This is a genomic window from Allorhizobium sp. NPDC080224 (genome assembly GCF_050281005.1).
Taxonomy (GTDB): Bacteria; Pseudomonadota; Alphaproteobacteria; order Rhizobiales; family Rhizobiaceae; genus Allorhizobium.
On record NZ_JBNNWJ010000001.1, the window covers coordinates 1731940 to 1748670 of the forward strand.

The window sequence follows — 16731 nt, forward strand, 5'->3', positions numbered from 1 at the left end:
AAGACGGGAGAATAGAGACCAGAGTTTCATTGCCTGGAAAAGAAGTCCGAGAGGAACAATTTCGTGTAGGTCTATGCAGTGGGAAGTTTGTAAGATTTCGCGGCCTTCGCCGACGCGGCGTCAGCCGCACCAGTTCTGCTTTTGGCCTTCCCAGCGATGCGCGATGCCGCGTGCGATCATATCATCGCCGACGGAGCGTCCGTCCTGCAGCACCACCCGAAGCTTGCGGCCATATTGGTCCACGTCGCGTCGCTCCCGCCGTTCCATGACAAGTCCGCTGCCATTCAGTGCGTCGAGCAGCGCAACCTGTGCCTGAAGCCCAAGCTGCCGTTCCCGCTCGCAGGCAGGGCGCCCGATCTCCGGCGTGTTGATATCAGAAATCCTGTATTTCACAGCGCGGTACCAGAAAGTATCGCCATCGACGACGCAATTGATCCGCTGCGCCCCAGCGCAGGTGACGAAGCGGCCCTCGATTGGCTCGGTACGGGGCGCGACCGCGCCGGTGATGGCGTAGTCGATTACCTTGTTCGATGCCGGGACAACCAGATAGGAATAGGGAAGCTTTTCGAAATGAATGACGGCCAGCACCGCAAGGCAGGCCATCATCAGGATGCGGCGCATCCGGTAGAGTGCCTTGAACGGGTTCCAGCGCGGCGCAGGCTCGGGATTGAGCTTCTGGCGGGCATCTTTCAACAGGATCACGCGGGCAGGTTTCCGGGTCATCATGACTCCCCTTTCCGCGGTAAACTCTAATAAACACATCTTGCCGCAGGCTTAAGCCGATCACTCAAATGCGAACTAAGTCGCACGCTCCGTGAGTCCAAGGCGTACCGATTTGCCCTTGGATGCTAGTGACAGGTGAGGGGACATGGCTTAGACCAGTTCCAAAATGGCCGCCTTGCCTTGGCGCCGAGGGTGCAGGCATGGCGGCGAACAAGCCATCGAGGTGACACCCATGCCCGTCTATCGTTCGAGAACCACCACCCACGGCCGCAACATGGCCGGTGCCCGCGGCCTCTGGCGCGCGACCGGCATGAAGGACGGCGATTTCGGCAAGCCGATCATCGCGGTCGTCAACTCCTTTACCCAGTTCGTGCCCGGCCACGTCCACCTGAAGGATCTCGGCCAGCTCGTCGCGCGTGAAATCGAAGCCGCCGGCGGCGTCGCCAAGGAGTTCAACACGATCGCCGTCGATGACGGCATCGCCATGGGCCATGACGGCATGCTCTATTCGCTGCCGTCACGCGAGATCATCTCCGACTCGGTCGAATACATGGTCAATGCCCACTGCGCCGACGCCATGGTCTGCATCTCGAACTGCGACAAGATCACGCCCGGCATGCTCTCGGCCGCCATGCGCCTCAATATCCCCTCGGTCTTTGTCTCCGGTGGCCCGATGGAAGCCGGCAAGGCAATCCTGCAGGGTCGCAAGGTGGCGCTTGACCTGGTCGACGCCATGGTTGCCGCCGCCGACGACAGCATCTCCGATGCCGATGTCGATGAGATCGAAAAGGCCGCCTGTCCGACCTGCGGCTCCTGCTCGGGCATGTTCACCGCCAACTCGATGAACTGCCTGACCGAGGCCCTCGGCCTCTCGCTGCCCGGCAACGGCTCGACGCTCGCCACCCATGCAGACCGCAAGCGCCTCTTCGTCGAGGCCGGCCACCTGATCGTCGACATCACCCGCCGTTACTACGAGCAGGACGACGAAAGCGTGCTTCCCCGCAACGTCGCCTCCAAGGCCGCCTTCGAAAATGCCATGGCGCTCGACATTGCGATGGGCGGCTCGACCAACACGGTCCTGCACATCCTGGCCGCTGCCCATGAAGGCGGCATCGACTTCACCATGGACGATATCGATCGCCTGTCGCGCCGCGTGCCCTGCCTCTCCAAGGTGGCCCCGGCGAAGCAGGACGTGCACATGGAAGACGTCCACCGCGCCGGCGGCATCATGCGCATCCTCGGCGAACTCGACCGCGGCGGCCTGATCAACCGCGATTGCCCGACCGTGCATGCTGAAACCATCGGCCACGCCATCGACCGCTGGGACATCACCCGCACCAATTCCGAAACGGTTCGCGAATTCTTCAAGGCCGCCCCCGGTGGCGTTCGCACCACCCAGGCCTTCTCGCAGGCCTCGCGCTGGGACGATCTCGACACCGACGGCGAAAAGGGCGTCATCCGCTCGGTCGATCATCCGTTCTCCAAGGATGGCGGTCTTGCCGTTCTGAAGGGCAACATCGCGCTCGACGGCTGCATCGTGAAGACGGCCGGCGTCGACGAATCGATCCTGAAGTTCAAGGGCCCAGCCCGCGTCTTCGAAAGCCAGGACGCAGCCGTGAAGGCGATCCTGTCCAACCACATCGTCGCCGGCGACGTCGTCGTCATCCGCTATGAAGGCCCGAAGGGCGGCCCGGGCATGCAGGAAATGCTCTATCCGACGAGCTATCTGAAGTCGAAGGGCCTCGGAAAGGCCTGCGCTTTGGTCACCGACGGCCGCTTCTCCGGTGGCACCTCGGGCCTCTCCATCGGCCACGCCTCGCCGGAAGCAGCCCAGGGCGGCGCGATCGGTCTGGTGCGCGAAGGCGACCTGATCGACATCGACATTCCGAACCGCACGATCAACCTCGTCGTCGATCCCGCCGAACTGGAACGCCGTCGCACGGAACAAGACAAGCTCGGCTGGCAGCCTGCCGAAAAGCGCAAGCGCAACGTCACGACAGCACTCAAGGCTTATGCCGCCTTCGCCTCGTCCGCTGACAAGGGTGCGGTGCGTCAACTGCCGGAATAAGCCTCGAACAGCGCATCAGGAGGCGGCGAGCCGCCTCCTGACTCTCCGCATTTGCCGGAGATCCAGAACCTGCCGGAAGTCCGTCTTCCTGCCGGCTAGCTGGCCAGCCGCCAGCCTGAATTCCCTGACCCTCAGGAGCCGCGATGACCGTCCCCTTCAGCCTCGTCGGCATCGACCACGTCGTCTTCATCGTCGACGACATGGACAAGGCGCTCCGCTTCTATCACGACGTGCTCGGCTGCCGACCCGGCTACACCTATCCGGCGCTCGGCATGGAGCAGGTCTGGTGCGGCAGCGCTTTGATCGTGCTCTGGGACATCACCCATCCGGGCGGCCAGAAGGCTGCCCCGCCTGTGTCAGGCGGCCGTAACGTCGACCACGTCTGCATCGCAACCGGCCCCTTCGACCATGATGAACTGCGCGCCCATCTCGCAAGCCATAACGTCACGATCGACCGCGAAGCCCTGCATGGCGGCGCCCGCGGCATGGGCCATTCCTTCTACGTGAAGGACCCCTTCGGCAACACGATCGAGATCAAGGGCCCCGCCGAATATCCGGATGGTCGGGGCTGATCCGCGCATCCGGAGGTGCGGTCAACGCTTCCGCCGGAACCACTCCTGCTTTTGGGTCTCGCGCACCTTTGCAAGATCGAACTCGGCGAAAACAAGACCGGCCTCTGGCGTCCCCATGCCGACGACTTTGCCCAATTCGTCAACAGCCACCGAATGCCCGTCATCCTTCGTTTCAGGATAATTGGCCACCGCCATGCACGTCACGGTCTGGTAGGCCGTGGCGCGGATCCCCGCCAGACGCACATCGCCGATCTCGGGATCGTCGACCAGCGCGCAACTGTTGGGAACCAGAATGATTTCGGCGCCCGCGCGCATCAGGTCTGTGGCCACATCCGGAAACTCCCGGTCCATGCAGATCATTAGCCCGACTGTCATCGAGCCATGTGCGGTGACGAGTTCGGCCACGTCGGACCGCTCCCCGGCAGCGCAGGCATCTTCCGGATTGTCGAAAAAGCAGATGTGGCGCTTGCGCTGCTGCAAGACGGTCTGCCCCTGTCGGTCGATGAGAAGAGCGGTGTTGAACGGCTTTTCCTCACCCCGCTCCAGCAGGGTCACGACAGCAGCGATTCGGTAGCGCTGCGCCGCCTGGCGAAACCGTTCGACAAAGGCCCCGTCGATCGATTCGGCGGCATCAATCCAGGCCGCGCGGCCGGATGGTGTCGTGTCATACCGGCGATATCCATTCGAGAACATTTCCGGAAAGACGATGACGTCGGCGCTTTCCGCTGCCGCCTGAGCGAAGAGCGCCTCGATATCCACCCCCGGCAGCACCTGTGCCAGCGCCACCTTGATCCGTTCGGCTTTCACCATTGCTGCTCCTCCGCCCATAGCCATGACGCAGAGCAGATAAGTGCAGCTCGGTGTTCGCGCAATGCGTGTTGACTATTCCAATTGCAGCGAAAGCGAAGGAACTGGCCAGGACCGCCGTCTGGATTTTAATCCCGGTAACTGGGATCCTCCTTATCCAGGCAAGACTTCAAATACGCGAAATGCTTCTCCGCCATGCCCCGATACGGAATCCACCCGTCCGACGTGCCCTGCGCGATCTCGTCCGACAGCACCGCCAGCGGTTTGCCGGTCGAGAGCGCCAGCACCATCGTCTGCGCCGCCTTTTCGAAGAAGTAGAGATCCTCGAAGGCATCCGCCACCGTCTCGCCGGCGACCGAGACGCCGTGATTGCCCATGACCAGTACCGCCTTGCCGCGGATCATCTCGGCCAGCCGTTCGCCTTCTTCCTCCGCATCCGCAATCCCGCCGAAGTCTAGGTCATAGCCGATCCGGCCGAAAAACCGCGCCGTGTTGTTGTCGAGCGGCAGAAGCGTCGGATCCTTCAGGCAGGAGAGCGCCACCGCATAAGGCGAGTGGCAATGCAGGATGACGCGCGCCTCCGGCAACATCCGGTGCAGCGTGCCATGCACGGCCCAGGCCGAGGGGTCGGGCGCATTCTCGCCCTTCATCACGTCGGGATCGTCGGCATCGAGCAACAGCAGATCGCTCGCCTTGATCGTCGCGAAATGCTGCCAGCGCGGATTGAGCAGGAACTTGCGTCCAGTGGCCGAGACAGCCGCACTGAAATGATTGCCGACCGACTCGCTCCAGCCGAAGCGATGGCAAAGCCGGAAGGTAGCCGCCAGATCCTGACGCAGCGTGGTCAGTGTTGCCTCATCGAGCATGTCGTTGACCGAAGGGGAAATATTCATGTCTTGAACCGTCCTTCCGTCGTCAGCGCCCGATAGGTCGAGCGCATCTCCTCGCGATCGGCATAACAGCCGCGCAGATAGCGGTCGCCGCTGGTTGCCGAATAGGCCATGCGGCCATGCACGATGCGATGGTTGTCGAACACCATGCATTCGCCCGCCTTCATCAGGAAGCGCATCATGAAGCGGTCGTCCTGCAGCATCTTCCCGAAGCGACAGAAGGCCGGGTAGTAGTCGTCGAGCACGGTCTGCGGCAGGTCGAAGAGATCGGCCATATGCTGGCTGATGGTCAGGCCTGAGACCTCGCCATGTTTGTCGAGCTCGATCACCCGCTGCCGCGAGCGCATGTCGTAAGTGTCGTGTTCGCAATAAAAGGGAATGTCGATCTCCGACAGAAGCTTGAACCCCTCCGGGTCGATCTCCCGAAAGGCATTCGCCACCGCTACCCCGTCCGAATAGATGCTCATGCCGCCCTCGACGGTATTCGCCCGGCAATGAAGGAACTGGATGCCCGGTGCATGTTCCTCGGCCGGCGTGTCGGTATGCAGCTCCAGCGCCTTCGCCGTATAGGCGGTGTTGGTCGGGTTGATATGCGTCTTCACGTCGAAATAGTCGCCAAAGAAGGTCGGCCGCACATGGCCCATCAGCTTGACCGTCTCGGTCAGTCCCTCATCGCTGTCCGGCATATCGGTCACGATCGTCAGCCCCTCGACGATCATCGCCTTGATCCACCCCGCAACCTTGGCCGGATCGCGCATCAACTCCGGCTGCGAGAAACGCGGGATATCGGGATAGTGGTCGCTGAACCACGCCTTGCGCGGCAGGTCGGCCGGATCGGGCCGATGTTTGCCCTCGGTATAGAGCTCAAGCAGCGCGAGCGGAAAACGCGACACGTGATTCTCGCCCGCCCAGCGGATGATGAGTGTATCGCCCTCCAACTCGGCACTGTCAGCGCGCGGCGCCTGCGACAGATGAAAGATGTCGAAGCTCCTCTCGCGGGTCTTGCTGTCGAACGAAGAGGGGCAATTGTCACGCAGCCAGTAGTAATTGAAATAGGCCTGTTTTCCCTCCGAAAGCGCCAGATGCAGGCCCTTGTCGGCAAGGGTCACGGCCCCAGTCGCAACATGCATGTTCATCGCGGGTTTTCCTTAAGTCTGGCTCAAGAGAGCGGATCGGATCTGACGATCATCATTCGACTTCCCAGGGGAAAACAGAGCGATTATGCTTATGCTGAGTTAAGCTGGAGGTTAATTTGAGCCGTCTGCCGCCCTTGCGCCTTCTGACCACTTTTGAAGCCGTCGCGCGGCTCGGCTCGATGCGCGAAGCGGCAAGCGCCTTGAACGTGACCCAGCCCGCTGTGACGCAAGCTCTGAAGGCGCTGGAAGACCATGTCGGCGCCGTGCTGATTGATCGCACAACGCGCCCCGCGCGCCTCACCGAACCCGGCCAGCAACTCGCCCGCGCCACCCGTGATGGCCTCGCCCTGATCGCCGACACCATCGAGGAAATCCGGAGCAGCACCGGTCTGGAAGACCAGCGCCTGACCGTCGCCTGCACCATGGGTTTTGCCACCCACTGGTTGATGCCGCGCCTCAGCGACTTCTACAGCCGGAATCCCGGTCTATTCGTCAATGTGCAGGTGCCGCCCACCGACCTGCCGCAGATCTGGCCGGGCACCGATCTCGTCCTGCGCTATGGCCGTGGCACCTGGACTGATGGGGAGACGCTGCGCCTCTTCGACGAGACCGTCTGTCCCGTCGGCCACCCGGCCCTCGTTGAAAACCTGCTGGCAAAAGGCGCCGGGCTGGATACCGCACCGCTTATTCATGTCCGCACCGTCGAGGCGCGACACTGGGAAGGCTGGAGCGACTATTTCGCACGGCGTGGTCTGCCCAAGCCGCGCGGCCAGTCCCATGTCTTCGACAACTATGTTCAGGCAGTCCAAGCGGCGCTAGACAGCCGCGGCCTGATGCTCGGGTGGCGCTCGATCACCGAAAGGCTCGTCGCCGATGGTAGCCTCAAGCCCTGGCCCGATGGCGCCCTTGATCTCGGCACCGCCTATTTCACGACGGTGGCGCCGGCTGCGGCAAAGCGGCCGGCAGTCAGGGCCTTTGTTGCCTGGCTGGGAGAGAAGACGGAGGTGGAAAGGCAACCCGCTGACGCGACATCAGCGGGTTGCTCCTCGCTGACCTCAGGGCCGTGAGAACTGCGCCATGTCGATCTCCACCGCCGATGATAGGCTTTCGAGGCTGTCATACAGCAGTTGCAAGAGATAGGCCGGATTGTGGACATAGCCTGCCGGGTCCTTCATCACGACCTGGTAATTGTAGGCCGCTTTCATCAGGCGAGGGGTCCAGGCCCTGTAGGCATTGTCGCGCACCGCTTCCTCGTCGCCGATGACGCCGTCTTCATTTGTATCCCCAAAGAAATACGGATGCCGGTCCTTGTGATAGCCAATCGGTGCACCGAGCACGGCGTCGCCATAGGCCCGGATCGCGGCGTAGAGTTGCTCATGCAGGGTGCCGATCTCGCCATGCACGCCTTCCTTGATATCGCCGTCACCGTCGTAATCGGCATGCCGCATGCGGATGTCGCGAATGGTCTCGACGCCCCTGTGACAGGTCATGCAGCTGTCTTCAGCCACCTTGGTGGTGTGCGGATCATGACATGCGACACAGCTGTTAGCGCTCGGAACATGCTGGAAGCGCCCTGCATAGGTCTTGCCGGGATAGTGATAGCCGCTTGCCGTATCCGCGCCATGCATGGTCGCGGCGGCCACGGCATAATGGATGTTGATGAAGGAGAGCTCACCCGACACCTCGTCCTCCCCGAGCGTGCCGACTGCCTTGGTGACCGAAGCGCCCGACTGCCGACCCTGATGGCAGACGGTGCAGGTCGCGGAGCTCCCTAGTCCGCCAACTTCCGTGCCAGAGGGGAAGCGCACCGCATCCAGTGCATGCGCCGCCTCGGTATGACAGGAAGCACAGCCGATCGGCGAATTGATCACACCCGGTTTCTCGATGCTTCCTGCAGCGCTGCCGTCGGCGCCGAGAAAATCGAGGAAGCCCGTCTCGGAGTGACAGGTGGCACAGTTCTTCGGAACCTCCCCCTCCTTGTTCCAGTAAATGAAGGACGGGGAGTGGTAGTTGCCATGTGGCGAAGAGAGCCATGCTTCGACCAGTTTGCTGATCGGACTGTCGTCGCTCGCCTGCACCGATGATGCGGCGAACAGCACTGTAGTCCACGCCAGCAGGCTGGCGAATAAGGTGAAAAGGCGTGTTGGTCGTCGCGGCGTCATGGGATCCTCCTCGGTCGTATGCGTCGTGGCGATAGGAGCATGATGAACTGCAAAACGACGTCAGGATATGACCGAGATCAATTCCGAACCGGGTTCTTCTGCTAGAAAGGGATAAAGGAGGACCTGATGACCGAAACCGTGACGCCAGGCATGGCCACCATGCCGCAACGCCCCGCCCGCCGCTTGCCCCGTCTGCCGGCCAGCCTTCTGGCGGCCCTCTATCTCGGGCTATGCACTCTGCCGCTTGCTCTCTCCCTGATGACGGATGTTTCTCCGCACGATCCGCTGGAGCGACTGGCCGCCGGCCTAGGCATGGTCGGACTGGCCGCCATGGCCGTGCAATTCGTAACCTCCGGCCGTTTCGAAGTGGTCTCCGGCCGTCTCGGCATCGACAAGATCATGGCCTTTCACAAGCTGGCCGCCTGGTGGATCCTCTTGGCGATCGTGCTTCACCCTCTGGCCTACGTCGCCCCGACCTGGCTTGAGGATACCAACCTCGGTACGGAGCGTCTGGTCGCCTACCTGACCCAGCCGCATTATCGCTCTGGCGTCGTTGCCTGGGCAGCCCTCATCCTCCTGGTCCTGTCGTCAGCATTGCGCAACCGTCTGCCCTGGCGCTACGAAGTCTGGCGGGCAACGCATCTCGTTCTCGGGACGGTAGCGACGGTGGGCGGTCTGCACCATGCCATGTCCACTGGTCGCTTTGCGGCGAGAGGGCCTTTGGAGATCTACTGGTTCCTGATCGCCGCCACCATTCTTGCTGTGCTTGCGATCCTCTATGGTTATCGCTGGCTCAATCTCCATCGCAGGCCGTGGCGGCTCCGGTCAGTCACCCGTCGGGCCGATCGTCTCTGGGAACTGGACATCCAGCCCGCCGACAACACACCGCCGCTCGATTATCATGCCGGCCAGTTTGTCTGGATGACGGAAGGCGGCAGGCGCTTCCCGCTGTTCGATCACCCGTTTTCGATCGCCGACAGCCCGACCCGCCCGGGCTTGAGCCTGATCATCAAGGAGGTCGGCGACTTCACCCGTGGCATCGGCAATCTGCAGCCCGGCACGCCGATCGGCATTGACGGTCCCTATGGTGAATTCGCCCTGGAGGCTCATCCGGGCGAGGCGGTGCTCCTCGTCGCCGGCGGTGTCGGCATTGCGCCGATCATCGGCATGCTGCGCGACCTCATCGCACGGCGCGACAAACGGCCCATCCGGCTCGCCTATGCGGTGGGAACGCCGAGTAATTTCGCCTGTCTGGAGGAAATAGCCGCAGCTCACGCCGCGCTCGACCTGAAGGTCTTGCTGATCAGCGAGGATTCGCCACCCGGCTTCGACGGTGCGGTCGGCCGGCTCGACCAGGCCCGGCTGAAGGATCTTCTTGATGGGATCGAACCACGCAGCTGTGTTGCCTTGATGTGTGGCCCAGGCGGCATGGTGTCGGCCGTGTCCGACACTTTGCTCGAACTCGGTCTTCCCATGAAGAACGTCGTCTATGAGCGGTTCGACTACGCCGGGGGGGCGTCCTCGCGCCAGGATCGCCGTCGTAGCCTTGCCTTTGGCGGCGTAGCAGCCCTGCTGGCAACGGCCTTGTCGCTCTATTATTTCGGCAGTTAGAAAATACCCTAATTGACTTGCTCTGTGGGCGGCACGCCCTCAATGAGGCTCAGCACTTCGCCAACCCCGTTGCGCAGCTCTGCCATACGGCTGGCATAGGCGGCGGCCAGGCAGTCGAGATTGGCCTCGCAGGCGCGGCGCTTTTCCAGCCATTCGATTTGCGAGGTTTCCAGCGCGCCGCGGCTGCCCATCGGCAAGACTTCGCGCAACAGTTCGAACGTCGTCACCATGCGAACATCCATGTCGTTGAGGTCGATGTTCTGGCAGATCGCCGCCTCGTCCGGCGCAAGGTCGGGCGTACGGCAATCGAAACTGGCCGCCTGCAGCGGTTGGGGAAGGGCGATCACCATCGGGCTGGCGAAAGCAAAGGCGGCGAGGGTGGATGCGATAAGGCGGGTTCGAGACATGGTCGCTCTCCTTTCCTGATGACGGGGCAACGGTTGCCGCGTGGAGAACGTTCCGGGCTCCGTCTGTTGTAAATCCCTCACGATCCGGTGAGATCTTGGCTGCTCAGGCTTTTCTCACGCGCGATGCTCACTACCTTGGGACGCATGCATAGAAGAACATTCCTTTCCATCCTAGGCGTCTCCGGTGCCGTCTCCGTCCTTTCGGGCCCTCAGGCGCTGGCACAAGCCGGCACGCCGGAGGCTACGTCGCCGGTGGAGACGCCCGTGGCGGCTCAGGCCTCCGCAGCCCCCATGGATATCGACGCGTTGCGACCGAGGATCTCAAACCTTCTGGAGGAGGCGCGTCGGCTCGAGACGCTGGAAACGGTGATCGTCACCCGCGACGGCGAGACGCTCGCCGAACGCGCCTATGGCAACAATTCTTTGACGGGCTCGACGAACATCAAGTCGGCGTCCAAATGTGTCGTCTCCGCACTGGTCGGGATCGCCATAGACAAGGGCCTGCTGGAAGGCGTCGACCAGCGGATCGAGACCGTGCTTCGCTCGGAGTTTCCCGCCAATCCCGATCCTCGCCTGTCGCAGATCACCATTGGCCACCTGCTTTCGATGCGCGCGGGGCTCGACCGCATGTCTGGCGCCAACTACGGCCGCTGGGTGTCGAGCCGCAACTGGACCCGTTTTGCGCTTGCCGCCGATTTTGTCGGGGAGCCCGGCGGCGGCATGCTCTATTCGACCGCTTCGACGCATCTGCTCTCCGTCATCCTTACCAAGGTCTCCGGCAAGCCGACGCTGGCTCTTGCCCGGGAGTGGCTCGGGCCGCTCGACGGCTTCCGCATCGGCTCCTGGCACCGCGACCCCCAGGGCTATTATCTTGGCGGCAACCAGATGGCCATGACGCCACGCTCGCTGCATGCCTTCGGCGAACTCTATCGCCGGGGCGGCGTGACGGAGGATGGTACGCGGCTCATCTCGGAAGAGTGGATCCGCGAAAGCTGGATCCGCCGCACCAACTCCGTCTTCAACGGCGATGGCTATGGCTATGCCTGGTTTCTCAAAAAAATGGCAGGCGAGCAGGTGAACTATGCCTGGGGCTACGGCGGCCAGATGCTCTACATCACACCGAGGCTTGGCGTAACCGTTACCATGACATCGAATGAAAGCGCGCCGTCCGCCCGCACCGGATACCGTGACGAGCTTCACGGCCTGATGACACGCATCATCGAAACCGTCAGCACTTGAGGCCGACGCGCGTTATCCCCATCTGCGATACACCTTCCTTGGTTCTGCCTATTTGACGGCGCACGAACCGGGTCTAGAACGTCCATATCGCATGAAGGATCTTCGCATGCCGCGCTTCGACTGCCTCAAACCTGTTGCTGTCATCATCGCCCTGATCGCGTCGATCGCATCGCCAGCGCTTGCCCAGGACAAGGCGGTGCCAAAGAGCCAGATCGAGATGCAGCTTTCCTTCGCGCCGCTGGTGAAGCAGGCGCGGGGTGCCGTCGTCAACGTTTATGCCGAGCGTTTGGTGCAGACCCGCTCCAGCCTGTTTGCCGGTGACCCGTTCTTCGAACAGTTCTTCGGCCAGCGCATGCCGAACCGCACGGAAAAGCAGTCATCGCTCGGGTCCGGCGTCATCGTCGAGGCAGACGGCGTCGTGGTCACAAACAACCATGTCATTGATGGCGCCGACGACATAAAGGTGGCGCTCGCTGATGGCCGGGAGTTTCCGGTCAAGGTCGTGCTCAAGGACGACAGGCTTGATCTCGCGGTTCTGAAGTTCGAGACCAACGAGGTCATGCCGACGCTTCCGATCGGCAATTCCGACGCAACCGAGGTCGGCGATCTCGTGCTCGCCATCGGCAACCCCTTCGGCGTCGGCCAGACGGTGACCTCGGGGATTGTTTCAGCACTTGCCAGAAACCAGGTGACGGAAGGCGATTTCGGCTTCTTCATCCAGACCGATGCCGCGATCAATCCCGGCAATTCCGGCGGTGCCCTCGTCAGCATGAATGGCGAGTTGATCGGCATCAACACGGCAATCTTCTCGCGCGGCGGCGGCTCGAACGGTGTCGGTTTCGCCATCCCGGCCAATCTGGTCCGCGTCTTCCTCGATGCAGCCGATCGCGGCGAAGCAAGCTTCGAGCGGCCTTACGTCGGTGCAAGCTTCGAGCCTGTGACCTCCGATGTTGCTGAAGCGCTGGGTCTTGAGACCGTACGTGGCGCGCTAGTCGTCAGCGTCGTCGAGGGCGGGCCGGCGGAGAAGGCCGGTCTCAAGCCGGGGCAGGTGGTGACCGCAGTCAATGGCGTTCCGGTCGAACATCCCGATGCACTCGGCTATCGCCTCACCACCGCGGGCCTCGGCAAGGTTGCCGAACTCACCATCCAGCAGGATGGCAAGCAGGAGGCAATTCCCCTGCAGCTGGCATCGGCGCCTGAGACCCGGCCGCGCGATATCCAGCTGATCGAGGGCCGCAGCCCCTTCGCAGGCATCCGGGCCGGGAATCTTTCGCCGCGCCTTGCCTACGAGCTGAAAATGCCTTCGGAAGTCACTGGCGTCGTCGTCACCGAAGTCGTGCGCGGCTCGCCGGCTGCAAGGCTCGGCTTTGCCCCGCGCGACATCGTAGTGGCCGTAAATGGCGAGCAGATTGCATCCGTCGATGATCTGCAGACCATGGCCGAGAGCGATCCGGGCTTTTGGCGTGTCGAGATCGAGCGTGGTGGTCAGCGCATCCGGCAGATCTTCCGATGAGCGATCTCTTTGCGCCGCAACTGTCGAAGGAAATGGCCGAGCGTCGTCCGCTCGCCGATCGTTTGCGGCCGAAGAACTTGGGCGAGGTGACCGGTCAGGAACACCTGACCGGCGAGGATGGCGTGCTCGCCCGGATGATCGCCTCCGGCTCTCTCGGCTCTATGATCTTCTGGGGCCCGCCGGGAACGGGCAAGACAACCGTCGCCCGGCTCCTGTCCGGCGAGGCGGGGCTTGCCTTCGAGCAGATCTCGGCGATCTTCTCCGGCGTCGCCGACCTGAAGAAAGTCTTCGAAAGCGCGCGCCTGCGCCGCATGGAAGGTCGCCAGACCCTGCTCTTCGTCGACGAGATCCATCGCTTCAACCGCGCCCAGCAGGACAGCTTCCTGCCCGTCATGGAAGATGGCACCGTCATCCTGGTTGGTGCCACGACGGAAAATCCGAGCTTCGAGCTGAATGCCGCTCTTCTGTCGCGCGCCCGGGTCCTCACCTTCAAGAGCCATGATGCCGAAAGCATCGAGACGCTTCTGAAACGCGCCGAGGAAACCGAAGCCAAGCCGCTGCCGCTGGATGCCGATGCCCGTCAGGCCCTGATCCGCATGGCCGATGGCGACGGCCGGGCGTCGCTCACCTTGGCCGAGGAAGTCTGGCGCGCCGCACGGCCTGATGAGGTGTTCGATACCGAGGGGCTTGGCCGGATTGTCCAGCGACGCGCGCCCGTCTACGACAAGGGGCAGGACGGCCACTACAATCTGATCTCGGCCCTCCACAAGGCCGTGCGCGGTTCGGATCCCGACGCCGCCCTCTACTATCTCTGCCGGATGTTCGATGCTGGCGAAGATCCGCTTTATCTCGGCCGCCGACTGGTGCGCATGGCGGTCGAGGATATCGGTCTGGCCGATCCGCAGGCGCTGGTCGTCTGCAATGCCGCCAAGGATGCCTATGACTATCTCGGTTCGCCGGAAGGCGAACTGGCGCTGGCTCAGGCCTGCGTCTATCTCGCAACCGCCCCCAAATCGAACGGCGTCTATGTCGCCTACAAGGCGGCCATGCGCGCCGCCAAGGAGCACGGTTCGCTGCTGCCGCCAAAGCACATCCTGAACGCCCCGACCAAGCTGATGAAGGCGGAAGGCTACAACGAAGGCTATCTCTACGACCATGACCAGCCGGACGCCTTTTCCGGCCAGGACTATTTCCCCGAAAAGATGGGCCGCAAGACCTTCTACGATCCGCCGGAGCGTGGCTTCGAGCGGGAGATCAAGAAGCGCCTCGACTGGTGGGCGAAGCTGCGCCGCGAGCGGGGCGGCTGATCCCGACTTGCCTATCGTCATGTCAGCTTAAGCCCAATTTAAGCGCTGTGCCCTAGACTTGCCGGTCGAACAGGGGATTGTGCATGGCGAAAGAAATGGATGGATGGCAGGTGCCGGGCATGACCGGCGCGCCGCGCCTTGGCTTGCCGGCCATGGTGAAGCTGTTCTCTATTGTGCTCATCACGCTTTCTGCTCTGTCGCTGCTCTTCATCGGCTATATCGCCTCACGCAAGGCCGATGATATCGCGGCCGAAAAGCAGATCCTGCTGCTGGAGAATGTGCTGCGCGATCGCCAGAGCCTGCTGGCTCGCGACCAGCTCGGTCTGGCCCGCTGGGATCGCTCGGTGAAATACATCACCCTCAAGTTTCACGCCTCTTATGTGATCGAGGAATTCGTCTCCTCGCTCTGGTACGATTTCGGCCATGAGCGCAGTTTTCTGATCGGTCCCGGTGGTCGCGTCCTGATGTCGGCCTGGCAGGACAAGGTGGATCTGACCGCCCGCGAACTGAAGCCCGGCGATGACCTGAAGGCACTTGCCGATCTCGCGCTGACCCGCCACCATGCGCATCGCACCACGATCAAGGGTGGTTTTGGTCAGCACCCGGTGCCGGCATCTGAGGTCCATGCCATCGCCGCTTTTGGCTTTGCCGAAGTCGACGGAGAGGTGATGCTGGCGACCGCCATGGCGATCGTTCCCGATGACGGCGAGGTGGCGCTCCCGGAAGGCGATCCCGTCATCCTGGTCTCCGCCCGGCCGATCGATGCCGATCTGGTGGCGGACCTCAACTCGCAACTCGAATATGGAAACCTGCGATTCAACCGCAATGGCGACGGTCTGCTGATGGTGAAGAGCGCCGACGGTCAGACGCTCGGCAGCTTCGACTTCACGCTGTTCAAGCCGGGTGCCGATATCTGGACCATCACCGTTCCCGCCGTCGTCCTGCTCTGCGGCCTCATGCTGGCCGCAAGCTTCGTGCTCGGCCGCTATATCGGCCGGCTGTCGGAGCGGCTGGAGGAGAGCGAAAAGCGCAACCGCGAGCTCGCCCATCGGGATGCGCTTTCGGGCCTTGCCAACCGCCTCTGCTTCGACAACGCCCTGAACGAGGCTGCCGAGCGACTGGCTCACGCGCCCTTTGCGGTGATCGCCTGCGATCTCGACCGCTTCAAGGCCGTCAACGATCTGCATGGCCACGCTGCCGGCGACGAGGTCATCCGCGTCGTGGCAGAGCGGCTTCGCGAGGCCGTTGGCGAAAGCGGTCTGGTCGGCCGTGTCGGTGGCGACGAATTCGTCATCCTCGTCCACGCCTTCCGCGACCGGCCGCGCCTGTCGATGCTCGCCCAATCGATCATCGCCTCGGTCTCCCGGCCAATCACGCTATTGAGCGGACCGGAGGTCGATGTCGGCATCAGCCTCGGTCTGGCGATTGCGCCCGAAAACGGTGCGGCCGCGCGGCCGATCATGGCGATCGCCGACCGGGCGCTTTATGCCTCCAAGCAAGGTGGCCGCGGCCGCGCCTTTTTCGCCGAGGATCTGGTTCCGGAGGACGGGGCGGGGGAAACATCAACGACTGGTGTCGACGCGGCCTGATGATCCCGAGGCGAGCCGCCAAGGGCTCTGTCGCTTTCAATGGAGGAGTCGGGCTCCTGCCAGCGACTTCAAGCGCCGCCGGCTTGTCTTGCTGCCAGGTGATGACGATGGCCTCGACAGCACGCTCATCCCGCTTTCGGTGTGAGAGCGAGCGTGTCTGCATGGGAACGGGAGGCGATTGCCGGAGGAGGCCGTGCGGAGCCTTTTTACGAGGCTCTCTGCTTCGGCTGCACGGCAGGAGCGGCGATCATCTTGACCTTGGATTCGGCCAGTCCGTGATGGCCTTCCATGTCGACGATCAGGTGCCAGTGGCCGCTTTCCGGAATGGCGATCTTGAGCGGCGACTTCTTCGCCACGCCACCCTGGAATTTGTAATCGAGCGTTTCCTTGAAGCGCTGAAAATTGGTCGGCGTCATCAGCCGCACATTGTTCACGGCCGACAGCGTAACCTCGATGATCGTGCCAGCGCGCTGTTCCTTCAGGTCGTAATGGGTGAAGCGGAAGGTCGGTTTGGACATTTCGCTTGGGTCTCCGTCCGTCTTTCAATCTATCGTAATGTACCGCAAGGCCGTTAAGGAAGCGTTGGGCGGCCGGGCCTGAAACAGCGGGCAAGGCGGACTTTTTTGGGACGGCCCGTTCATTCGAACGAAAGGTACCAGCCGAACGAAAACGGGGCCGGCATGGCCGGCCCCGTGAACTGCAGCCTG

At 62.6% G+C, this 16731-nt stretch carries 15 protein-coding genes; 8 read left to right on the forward strand and 7 right to left on the reverse strand.

Annotated features, from left to right (window positions below; translation table 11 throughout):
- Window positions 1-120: 120 nt before the first annotated feature.
- Window positions 121-726 carry a thermonuclease family protein gene (locus ACQKP1_RS08705; RefSeq protein ID WP_427274939.1) on the reverse strand — a complete coding sequence of 202 codons (606 nt, stop codon included), beginning with the start codon at window positions 724-726 and terminating at the stop codon, window positions 121-123.
- 229 nt (window positions 727-955) lie between these two features.
- Here ACQKP1_RS08705 and ilvD point away from each other — a divergent pair, with 229 nt between their 5' ends.
- Both ilvD and ACQKP1_RS08715 read left to right on the forward strand, forming a co-directional pair.
- Window positions 956-2791: a dihydroxy-acid dehydratase gene (ilvD, locus tag ACQKP1_RS08710; RefSeq protein WP_427274940.1), complete on the forward strand. Its 1836-nt coding sequence runs from the start codon at window positions 956-958 to the stop codon at window positions 2789-2791.
- A gap of 143 nt (window positions 2792-2934) precedes the next feature.
- Window positions 2935-3363, forward strand: a complete 429-nt coding sequence (locus ACQKP1_RS08715) for a VOC family protein (protein ID WP_427274941.1) — start codon at window positions 2935-2937, stop codon at window positions 3361-3363.
- 21 nt (window positions 3364-3384) lie between these two features.
- Here ACQKP1_RS08715 and ACQKP1_RS08720 read toward each other — a convergent pair whose 3' ends face one another.
- The 3 genes from ACQKP1_RS08720 to ACQKP1_RS08730 form a co-directional block, all read right to left on the reverse strand.
- Window positions 3385-4173 (reverse strand): carbon-nitrogen hydrolase family protein, encoded by a 789-nt coding sequence (locus ACQKP1_RS08720; RefSeq protein ID WP_427274942.1) that lies wholly within the window; start codon window positions 4171-4173, stop codon window positions 3385-3387.
- 125 nt (window positions 4174-4298) lie between these two features.
- Window positions 4299-5063, reverse strand: coding sequence for a class II aldolase/adducin family protein (locus ACQKP1_RS08725; RefSeq protein WP_427274943.1), 765 nt, complete (start codon window positions 5061-5063; stop codon window positions 4299-4301).
- Entirely contained in the window at window positions 5060-6196 is a 1137-nt protein-coding gene (locus ACQKP1_RS08730) for a TauD/TfdA family dioxygenase (RefSeq protein ID WP_427274944.1), read from the reverse strand. Before ACQKP1_RS08730 ends, ACQKP1_RS08725 begins: the two co-directional genes overlap by 4 nt.
- Window positions 6197-6312: 116 nt before the next feature.
- Here ACQKP1_RS08730 and ACQKP1_RS08735 point away from each other — a divergent pair, with 116 nt between their 5' ends.
- On the forward strand, window positions 6313-7263 hold the full coding sequence (locus tag ACQKP1_RS08735) for a LysR substrate-binding domain-containing protein (protein ID WP_427274945.1): 951 nt from the start codon (window positions 6313-6315) through the stop codon (window positions 7261-7263).
- Here the strand turns inward: ACQKP1_RS08735 and ACQKP1_RS08740 are convergent.
- Complete coding sequence (locus ACQKP1_RS08740) at window positions 7252-8358, reverse strand: polyheme membrane-associated cytochrome C (RefSeq protein ID WP_427274946.1); 1107 nt, start codon at window positions 8356-8358, stop codon at window positions 7252-7254. The genes ACQKP1_RS08735 and ACQKP1_RS08740 overlap by 12 nt on opposite strands.
- Window positions 8359-8484: 126 nt before the next feature.
- Between ACQKP1_RS08740 and ACQKP1_RS08745 the strand changes: the two genes are divergently transcribed.
- The gene (locus ACQKP1_RS08745; RefSeq protein WP_427274947.1) at window positions 8485-9969 is read left to right on the forward strand and encodes a ferredoxin reductase family protein; all 1485 of its coding nucleotides are present in this window, start codon (window positions 8485-8487) and stop codon (window positions 9967-9969) included.
- 8 nt (window positions 9970-9977) lie between these two features.
- Here the strand turns inward: ACQKP1_RS08745 and ACQKP1_RS08750 are convergent, their stop codons facing one another.
- Window positions 9978-10376, reverse strand: a complete 399-nt coding sequence (locus tag ACQKP1_RS08750) for a lysozyme inhibitor LprI family protein (RefSeq protein ID WP_427274948.1) — start codon at window positions 10374-10376, stop codon at window positions 9978-9980.
- 291 nt (window positions 10377-10667) lie between these two features.
- Here ACQKP1_RS08750 and ACQKP1_RS08755 point away from each other — a divergent pair, with 291 nt between their 5' ends.
- The 4 genes from ACQKP1_RS08755 to ACQKP1_RS08770 all read left to right on the forward strand — a co-directional run bounded on the left by ACQKP1_RS08755 (window position 10668) and on the right by ACQKP1_RS08770 (window position 16024).
- Window positions 10668-11615 carry a serine hydrolase domain-containing protein gene (locus tag ACQKP1_RS08755; protein ID WP_427276426.1) on the forward strand — a complete coding sequence of 316 codons (948 nt, stop codon included), beginning with the start codon at window positions 10668-10670 and terminating at the stop codon, window positions 11613-11615.
- A gap of 91 nt (window positions 11616-11706) precedes the next feature.
- Entirely contained in the window at window positions 11707-13128 is a 1422-nt protein-coding gene (locus ACQKP1_RS08760; protein WP_427274949.1) for a DegQ family serine endoprotease, read from the forward strand.
- Window positions 13125-14435, forward strand: a complete 1311-nt coding sequence (locus tag ACQKP1_RS08765; RefSeq protein WP_427274950.1) for a replication-associated recombination protein A — start codon at window positions 13125-13127, stop codon at window positions 14433-14435. Before ACQKP1_RS08760 ends, ACQKP1_RS08765 begins: the two co-directional genes overlap by 4 nt.
- An 83-nt stretch (window positions 14436-14518) precedes the next feature.
- On the forward strand, window positions 14519-16024 hold the full coding sequence (locus ACQKP1_RS08770; RefSeq protein ID WP_427274951.1) for a diguanylate cyclase domain-containing protein: 1506 nt from the start codon (window positions 14519-14521) through the stop codon (window positions 16022-16024).
- Window positions 16025-16230: 206 nt separating this feature from the next.
- Here ACQKP1_RS08770 and ACQKP1_RS08775 read toward each other — a convergent pair whose 3' ends face one another.
- The gene (locus tag ACQKP1_RS08775) at window positions 16231-16542 is read right to left on the reverse strand and encodes a DUF1883 domain-containing protein (protein ID WP_427274952.1); all 312 of its coding nucleotides are present in this window, start codon (window positions 16540-16542) and stop codon (window positions 16231-16233) included.
- Window positions 16543-16731: the final 189 nt, after the last annotated feature.

What these genes read in the sequence shown, in the direction of transcription:
- ACQKP1_RS08730 (WP_427274944.1), bottom strand. Translation starts at nt 6,196, where the DNA reads ATGAACATGCATGTTGCGACTGGGGCCGTGACCCTTGCCGACAAGGGC.
- ACQKP1_RS08775 (WP_427274952.1), bottom strand. Translation starts at nt 16,542, where the DNA reads ATGTCCAAACCGACCTTCCGCTTCACCCATTACGACCTGAAGGAACAG.
- ACQKP1_RS08770 (WP_427274951.1), top strand. Translation starts at nt 14,519, where the DNA reads ATGGCGAAAGAAATGGATGGATGGCAGGTGCCGGGCATGACCGGCGCG.
- ACQKP1_RS08715 (WP_427274941.1), top strand. Translation starts at nt 2,935, where the DNA reads ATGACCGTCCCCTTCAGCCTCGTCGGCATCGACCACGTCGTCTTCATC.
- ACQKP1_RS08705 (WP_427274939.1), bottom strand. Translation starts at nt 726, where the DNA reads ATGATGACCCGGAAACCTGCCCGCGTGATCCTGTTGAAAGATGCCCGC.
- ACQKP1_RS08740 (WP_427274946.1), bottom strand. Translation starts at nt 8,358, where the DNA reads ATGACGCCGCGACGACCAACACGCCTTTTCACCTTATTCGCCAGCCTG.
- ACQKP1_RS08765 (WP_427274950.1), top strand. Translation starts at nt 13,125, where the DNA reads ATGAGCGATCTCTTTGCGCCGCAACTGTCGAAGGAAATGGCCGAGCGT.
- ACQKP1_RS08750 (WP_427274948.1), bottom strand. Translation starts at nt 10,376, where the DNA reads ATGTCTCGAACCCGCCTTATCGCATCCACCCTCGCCGCCTTTGCTTTC.
- ACQKP1_RS08725 (WP_427274943.1), bottom strand. Translation starts at nt 5,063, where the DNA reads ATGAATATTTCCCCTTCGGTCAACGACATGCTCGATGAGGCAACACTG.
- ACQKP1_RS08755 (WP_427276426.1), top strand. Translation starts at nt 10,668, where the DNA reads ATGGATATCGACGCGTTGCGACCGAGGATCTCAAACCTTCTGGAGGAG.
- ACQKP1_RS08720 (WP_427274942.1), bottom strand. Translation starts at nt 4,173, where the DNA reads ATGGTGAAAGCCGAACGGATCAAGGTGGCGCTGGCACAGGTGCTGCCG.
- ilvD (WP_427274940.1), top strand. Translation starts at nt 956, where the DNA reads ATGCCCGTCTATCGTTCGAGAACCACCACCCACGGCCGCAACATGGCC.
- ACQKP1_RS08745 (WP_427274947.1), top strand. Translation starts at nt 8,485, where the DNA reads ATGACCGAAACCGTGACGCCAGGCATGGCCACCATGCCGCAACGCCCC.
- ACQKP1_RS08760 (WP_427274949.1), top strand. Translation starts at nt 11,707, where the DNA reads ATGAAGGATCTTCGCATGCCGCGCTTCGACTGCCTCAAACCTGTTGCT.